This window comes from Paracraurococcus ruber (genome assembly GCF_004353985.1).
In the GTDB taxonomy this organism is placed as follows: Bacteria; Pseudomonadota; Alphaproteobacteria; order Acetobacterales; family Acetobacteraceae; genus Paracraurococcus; species Paracraurococcus ruber.
Genome location: NZ_SMOA01000304.1, coordinates 1 through 6,113, shown reverse-complemented (window position 1 = coordinate 6,113; position 6,113 = coordinate 1). Strand labels below are relative to the sequence as shown.

The 6,113-nt window shown below is 73.7% G+C and carries 7 protein-coding genes and 1 pseudogene; 7 read left to right on the top strand and 1 reads right to left on the bottom strand.

Features of this window, described 5'->3' with window-relative positions:
* The first annotated feature begins 158 nt into the window (after nucleotides 1-158).
* From dcd to hisD, 4 genes are read left to right on the top strand one after another with little or no spacing between them, the layout of a single operon-like run.
* Nucleotides 159-713 (top strand): dCTP deaminase, encoded by a 555-nt coding sequence (dcd, locus tag E2C05_RS27595; RefSeq protein WP_133222859.1) that lies wholly within the window; start codon nucleotides 159-161, stop codon nucleotides 711-713.
* A 9-nt stretch (nucleotides 714-722) separates the two neighbouring features.
* A complete protein-coding gene (gene murA, locus E2C05_RS27590; RefSeq protein WP_133222858.1) occupies nucleotides 723-1,982 on the top strand; it encodes a UDP-N-acetylglucosamine 1-carboxyvinyltransferase in 1,260 nt (419 codons plus the stop codon).
* Nucleotides 1,983-2,040: 58 nt separating this feature from the next.
* A complete protein-coding gene (gene hisG / locus E2C05_RS27585; RefSeq protein WP_133222857.1) occupies nucleotides 2,041-2,802 on the top strand; it encodes an ATP phosphoribosyltransferase in 762 nt (253 codons plus the stop codon).
* Complete coding sequence (hisD, locus tag E2C05_RS27580; protein ID WP_133222856.1) at nucleotides 2,799-4,094, top strand: histidinol dehydrogenase; 1,296 nt, start codon at nucleotides 2,799-2,801, stop codon at nucleotides 4,092-4,094. Before hisG ends, hisD begins: the two co-directional genes overlap by 4 nt.
* A gap of 48 nt (nucleotides 4,095-4,142) precedes the next feature.
* Here hisD and E2C05_RS27575 read toward each other — a convergent pair whose 3' ends face one another.
* Complete coding sequence (locus E2C05_RS27575; protein WP_133222855.1) at nucleotides 4,143-4,577, bottom strand: hypothetical protein; 435 nt, start codon at nucleotides 4,575-4,577, stop codon at nucleotides 4,143-4,145.
* 272 nt (nucleotides 4,578-4,849) lie between these two features.
* On the opposite strand from E2C05_RS27575, the gene infA reads away from it, so the two are divergent.
* The 3 genes and pseudogenes from infA to E2C05_RS27560 form a co-directional block, all read left to right on the top strand.
* Nucleotides 4,850-5,068, top strand: coding sequence for a translation initiation factor IF-1 (infA, locus tag E2C05_RS27570; RefSeq protein WP_133222854.1), 219 nt, complete (start codon nucleotides 4,850-4,852; stop codon nucleotides 5,066-5,068).
* 5 nt (nucleotides 5,069-5,073) lie between these two features.
* Nucleotides 5,074-5,661 (top strand): Maf family protein, encoded by a 588-nt coding sequence (locus E2C05_RS27565; RefSeq protein WP_133222853.1) that lies wholly within the window; start codon nucleotides 5,074-5,076, stop codon nucleotides 5,659-5,661.
* A gap of 61 nt (nucleotides 5,662-5,722) precedes the next feature.
* Nucleotides 5,723-6,113, top strand: a pseudogene (locus tag E2C05_RS27560) (hypothetical protein); the annotation flags it as partial.

Below are 6,113 nucleotides of genomic sequence, written 5' to 3'. Positions count from 1 at the left end.
CGGCCCCTGGCCCGCCGGCGCGCCCACCCCGCGCCGGCGGCCGCGAGCCGGGGGCGTGAGCCGCTCTCCGGTTGCCGCTGCCGGGCGGCTGGGCTAAGCCCTGTCGCCCAATCAGGGGCGCCGCCTGGTCCTTGCGCCCCCGGACGAAGGCGCCCGCCATGCCCATCATGCCCGACCACTGGATCCGCCGCATGGCGGGCGAGCACGGCATGATCGAGCCCTTCGTCGAGGCGCAGCGGCGGGAGGGCACGATCTCCTTCGGCCTGTCCTCCTATGGCTACGACGCCCGCGTCGCCGACGAGTTCAAGGTCTTCACCAATGTGGACAACGCGCTGGTGGACCCGAAGCATTTCGCCGAGGACAGCTTCGTCACCCGCCGCGGCGCCACCTGCATCATCCCACCGAACAGCTTCGCGCTGGCGCATACGGTCGAGTATTTCCGCATCCCGCGCGACATCCTGGTGATCTGCCTGGGCAAGAGCACCTATGCCCGCTGCGGCCTGATCGTGAACGTCACGCCGCTGGAGCCGGAATGGGAAGGCCAGGTGACGATCGAGATCAGCAACACCACCCCGCTGCCGGCCCGCATCTACGCAAATGAGGGCATCTGCCAGTTCCTCTTCCTGCAGGGGGAGAGCGCGCCGGATGTCAGCTATGCCGACCGGTCGGGGAAATACATGCACCAGCGCGGCGTCGCGCTGCCGAAGCTCTAGGGGGGCCGCATGGACCGCATCCTGATCCGCGGCGGCCGACCGCTGGAAGGGCGCATCCCCGTCAGCGGCGCCAAGAACGCCACCCTGCCGCTGATGGCCGCGGCGCTGCTGTCGGACGGGCCGCTCAGGCTGCTGAACGCGCCCGACCTCGCCGACATCGCCACCATGGCCGGGCTGCTGCGGCAGCACGGGCTGGCGGTGGAGCACGACAAGCAGGCGCGCACGCTGACCCTCTCGGGCGCCGCCGACAACCTTGAGGCGCCCTACGACCTCGTCCGCAAGATGCGCGCCTCGGTCCTCGTCCTCGGGCCGCTGGTCGCGCGCTACGGCCAGGCCAGGGTCTCCCTGCCCGGCGGCTGCGCCATCGGCACGCGGCCGGTGGACCTGCACCTCAAGGGCCTTGAGCAGATGGGGGCCGAGATCGGGATCGAGGCCGGCTACATCCATGCCAAGGCGCCGCAGGGCCTGAAGGGCGCGCGCATCCTCTTCCCGCAGGTCTCGGTCGGCGCGACCGAGAACCTGCTCATGGCGGCGACCCTGGCCAGCGGCGAGACCGAGCTGGTCAATGCGGCGCGGGAGCCGGAGATCAGCGATCTCTGCGAATGCCTGATGCGCATGGGGGCGCGGATCGAGGGCATCGGCACCGACCGGCTGCGGATCGAGGGCGGGGCGCGGCTGACGGGCGCGTCCCACCGCATCGTCCCGGACCGGATCGAGGCAGGGACCTATGCCTGCGCCGCCGCCATCACCGGCGGGCGCCTGCTGCTGGAAGGCGCGCGGCTGGACCACCTGGGCGCCACCGCCCGCATCCTGCGCGAGGCGGGGGTGGAGGTGTCGGAGCGGCCGGAGGGGCTGCGCGTGTCCCGCATGAACGGGCTGTCGGGCGTCGACGTGATGACGGAGCCCTTCCCCGGCTTCGCCACCGACATGCAGGCGCAGTTCATGGCGCTGATGTGCGTGGCCGAAGGCGCCTCGATGATCACCGAGACGATCTTCGAGAACCGCTTCATGCATGTGCCCGAACTCATGCGCATGGGCGCGCGCATCAACTACCACGGCCATTCCGCCATCGTCCGCGGCGTGCCGAAGCTGTCCGGCGCGCCGGTGATGGCGACGGACCTGCGCGCCTCGGTCTCCCTGGTGCTGGCCGGCCTGGCGGCGGAGGGCGAGACGATCGTCAACCGCGTCTACCACCTCGACCGCGGCTATGAGCGGGTGGAGGCGAAGCTGGCGGCCGTCGGCGCCGATATCGAGCGGGTGGCGGGATGACGCGCGCCACCCCGACCATCCTCCGCCCGGCCACCGGGCCGCAGAACTAGGCGTCGCCATGGACCTGCCGATTCCCGATCCCGCAGCGCTCGCCACGGCGAATGCCGGCCCGCTGGTGCTCGCGGTCCCCAAGGGCCGCATCCTGACCGAGCTCGGCCCCGTCTTCGGCCGCGCCGGCATCGCGCCGGCGCAGGACCTGCTGGACGAGGACAGCCGGCGCCTGCGGTTCGAAAGCTCCGATCCCGGCCTCGACATGGTGCGGGTGCGGCCCTTCGACGTCGCCACCTTCGTCGCCTTCGGCGCGGCGCAGATCGGCATCTGCGGCGCCGACGTGCTGATGGAGTTCGACTACGACCAGGTCTATGCGCCGCTCGACCTCGGCATCGCCCGATGCCGGGTCAGCGTGGCGGAGCCGGCGGCGACCGCCGGGACGGATGATCCCAGCCGCTGGTCGCGCATCAAGGTGGCGACGAAATACCCCAACATCACGCGGCGGCATTTCGCCGCGCGCGGGGTGCAGGCGGAGATCGTGTCGCTGTCGGGCGCCATGGAGCTGGCCCCCTCCCTCGGCCTGTCCCGCCTGATCGTCGACCTGGTCGCCACCGGCAGCACGCTGAAGGCGAACGGGCTGGTGGAGACCGAGGTGATCGCCCAGGTGACCTCCCGCCTCATCGTCAACCGCATCGCGCTGAAGACCCAGCCGGAGCGGATCGGCGCCTGGATCGCCCGCTTCCGCGCGGCGCTGGAGACCGCCTCGGCCGCGGAGCCGCGCGGCGCCGGCGAGGCGCGGGGCCTGCAGCGAAGCGGCCAACTGCCGTGACGCGGCTGGACACCAGGGACGCGGGCTTCCCGCCGGCCTTCGAGGCGCTGCTGGATTCGGCGCGCGAGACCACCGCCAGGGTGGATGCCGCCGTGGCCGACATCATTGCCGGGATCCGGCGGGAGGGCGATGCGGCCTTGCTGCGGCTGACCGCCCGCTTCGATGGCTGGCAGCCGTCCGATGCGGCCGCCCTGCGGGTGACGGAGGCGGAGATCGCCGCCGCCACCGCCGGCATCGCCCCCGACCTGCTGGCGGCGCTGGACCTGGCGGCGGTGCGGATCGAGCGCTTCCACCGCGCCCAGATGCCGCAGGACCTGGAATTGCCGGACGCGGACGGCCTCACCCTCGGCATGCGCTGGACCCCGCTCGATGCCGTCGGGCTCTATGTCCCCGGCGGCAAGGCGGCCTACCCGTCCTCGGTGCTGATGAACGCGCTGCCGGCGCGGGTCGCCGGCGTCGGGCGCATCGCCATGGTGGTGCCGGCGCCGGGCGGGCAGATCAACCCGCTGGTGCTGGCGGCGGCGCGGCGCGCCGGCGTGACGGAGGTGTACCGCATCGGCGGCGCCCAGGCGGTGGCGGCGCTGGCCTGGGGCACCGACTCGATCGCGCCGGTGGACCGCATCGTCGGCCCGGGCAATGCCTATGTCGCGGAAGCCAAGCGCCAGGTGTTCGGGCGGGTCGGCATCGATTCCATCGCCGGCCCGTCGGAGGTCGTCGTGCTGGCCGATGCCGCCAACGACCCGCGGCATGTCGCGGTGGACCTGCTGGCCCAGGCCGAGCACGACGAGAGCGCCCAGGCCATCCTGCTGACCGATGACGCCCGCTTCGCCGATGCGGTCGCCGCGGCGGTGGAGGCGGAGCTGGCGACGCTGCCGCGCGGCGCCATCGCCGGCGAGAGCTGGCGGCGGCATGGCGCGGTGATCCTGGTGCGGGACTGGGAGGAGGCCTATGCCCTGACCAACCGCCTGGCGCCGGAACACCTGCAGCTGATGCTGCCGGACCCGCGCGCCGCCATGGCAAAGGTGCGGCATGCCGGTGCCTGCTTCCTCGGCCGGTATTGCCCGGAGGCGATCGGCGACTACGTCGCCGGGCCGAACCATGTGCTGCCCACCGGGCGGACGGCGCGCTTCGCGTCCGGCCTGTCGGTCTTCGACTTCCTCAAGCGCACGACCTGGGTGGAGGCGACGGAGGCCGGGCTGCACGCCGTGGGCCCGGCCGCGGTGGCGCTGGCCGAGGCGGAGGGGCTGCAGGCGCATGGCCGCAGCGTGGCGCTGCGGCTGGGGCAGGGTTAGCCGAAGGCCTGCCGGACCGCTTGGGGGCGGGCGCCCGCCGCCCGGACCTCAGCCCGTGGCGGACGCGGCCTGACCTGAGCGCCGGAATCTTGCCCCCGGATCCGGGACCAGCCCGCGACGCTGCGCGCCTGGCCGGACCGGCTGCGCCGGCATGCCCCGGGCAGCGAGCATCCGGCCAGGGAGTTCGAGGGCCTGGGCCGCGCCCGGCGCGAGTCGGCCCGGCCCCTGCTGCCCCGGATCCTGGCCCATCGGCCGAAGCGGCAACGCCACCCGGATCAGCGAAACCGCGCCCGGTCGCGCGACGAGGCGGGCCTCTTCCGCGGCCGGATCGAGATCCTTCGCTCGGATAGCCCCTCGCGGCGGGCCGGGCTCGCGGCAGGCGAGCGGCAGCCTGCCGCGCGGCAGGCAGTCCGCGGCCTCGCGGATGATGGACATCCGGCTGTTGCCGCGGCGCGTCGCCGCATCACCGCCGAACCCGGCCATCTTGACCACGACTCCCAGGCCCGGACCCCGACGGGTTCCCCCGAGCCCGGCCCGCTGCCCCGCCTCTGCTTGACCCGGCCCCCCCGCGCCGCCATCTTGCGCCGCGCCGGCCCGCCCCTCGGCATCCCCGCTTCGTGACCCCCATGCGCCGCCCGTGCCGCGCAGGCTCGCCCAGCGGCCGCCTGCCATGGTCCGGGCCATCAGCCATGTCCGCGCCGTACCCCGTGGCCCCCGCGCCCGGGCGGACGCGGCGCGATGCAGAAGGGTTGCGGATGTCGAAAGAGGATATGATCGAGTTCAGCGGCACCGTCATGGAGTTGCTGCCCAACGCCATGTTCCGCGTGAAGCTGGACAACGAGCACATGGTGCTCGCCCATACCAGCGGGAAGATGCGCAAGAACCGCATCCGCGTCCTGGCCGGGGACCGGGTGAATGTGGAGATGACGCCCTACGACCTCACCAAGGGCCGCATCACCTTCCGCTTCAAGTAGCCGCCTTGGCCGCCGAACGGCCGCCCCTGGTGCTGGCCTCCGCCAGCCCGCGGCGGCGGGAGCTGCTGGCGAGGATCGGGGTGGTCCCCGACCGCCTCCTGCCCACCGACACGGACGAGACCCCGCGCAAGGCGGAACTGCCGCGCCAGCTCGCCGCCCGCCTGGCCGAGGCGAAGGCGGCCGCCGCGGCGGCGCTGGCGCCCGATTCCCTCATCCTCGCCGCCGATACCGTCGTCGGCGTCGGCCGCCGCATCCTCGGCAAGCCGGCGGATGCCGCGGAGGCGCGGCGCTTCCTCGCGCTGCTCTCGGGCCGCCGGCACCATGTCATCACCGGCGTCGTGCTGCGCCGGCCGGATGGCGGGGCGGCGCGGCGGGTGGTGGACAGCGTGCTCGCCTTCCAGCGCCTGACGGAGCAGCAGATCGAGGCCTATGTCGCCGGCGGCGAATGGGAGGGCAAGGCGGGCGGCTATGCCATCCAGGGCCAGGCGGAGATGTTCGTCCGCTTCCTGTCGGGCAGCCATTCCAACGTGGTCGGGCTGCCGCTGTTCGAGACGGCGCAACTGCTCCGGGGCGCGGGGTGGCTGCGGCCCTAGGATGCGGGGGTAGCCATTCCCCCGCGCCCCCCTGCGTCCCCGCGGGTCCGGCAGCCGCCGGATGACCACCATCCTCGCCTCCGCCTCGCCGGGCGAATGCCGCATCCTCCTGCTCGATGCCGAGGATCGCCTCCTCGACTACGTCGTCGAGCGGCCGGGACGACCGGATGGCGTCGGCGACCTGCATCGGGCGCGCGTCAGCGCCCTGGCCCCCGCCATGGCCGGCGCCTTCCTCGCCATGGTTGGCGGCGAGACCGGCTTCCTGCCCGAATCCGCCCTCGGCGAGGCACGCCAGCCCATCGCCCGCGCCGTCAGCGAAGGCCGGATGCTGGCCGTGCGCGTCAGCCGCGCCGCCCAGGGCGGCAAGGGGCCGCGCCTGACCGCCCGCCTGACGCCGGCCGAGGCCACGCTCGCCGCCGCCGCCCCGCCCGGCGGCCCCGCCTTGCTGGCCC

Coding starts and splice junctions, on each gene's coding strand:
- E2C05_RS27575 (WP_133222855.1), bottom strand. CDS start 4,577: ATGGCCGGGTTCGGCGGTGATGCGGCGACGCGCCGCGGCAACAGCCGG.
- hisG (WP_133222857.1), top strand. CDS start 2,041: ATGGACCTGCCGATTCCCGATCCCGCAGCGCTCGCCACGGCGAATGCC.
- murA (WP_133222858.1), top strand. CDS start 723: ATGGACCGCATCCTGATCCGCGGCGGCCGACCGCTGGAAGGGCGCATC.
- dcd (WP_133222859.1), top strand. CDS start 159: ATGCCCATCATGCCCGACCACTGGATCCGCCGCATGGCGGGCGAGCAC.
- infA (WP_133222854.1), top strand. CDS start 4,850: ATGTCGAAAGAGGATATGATCGAGTTCAGCGGCACCGTCATGGAGTTG.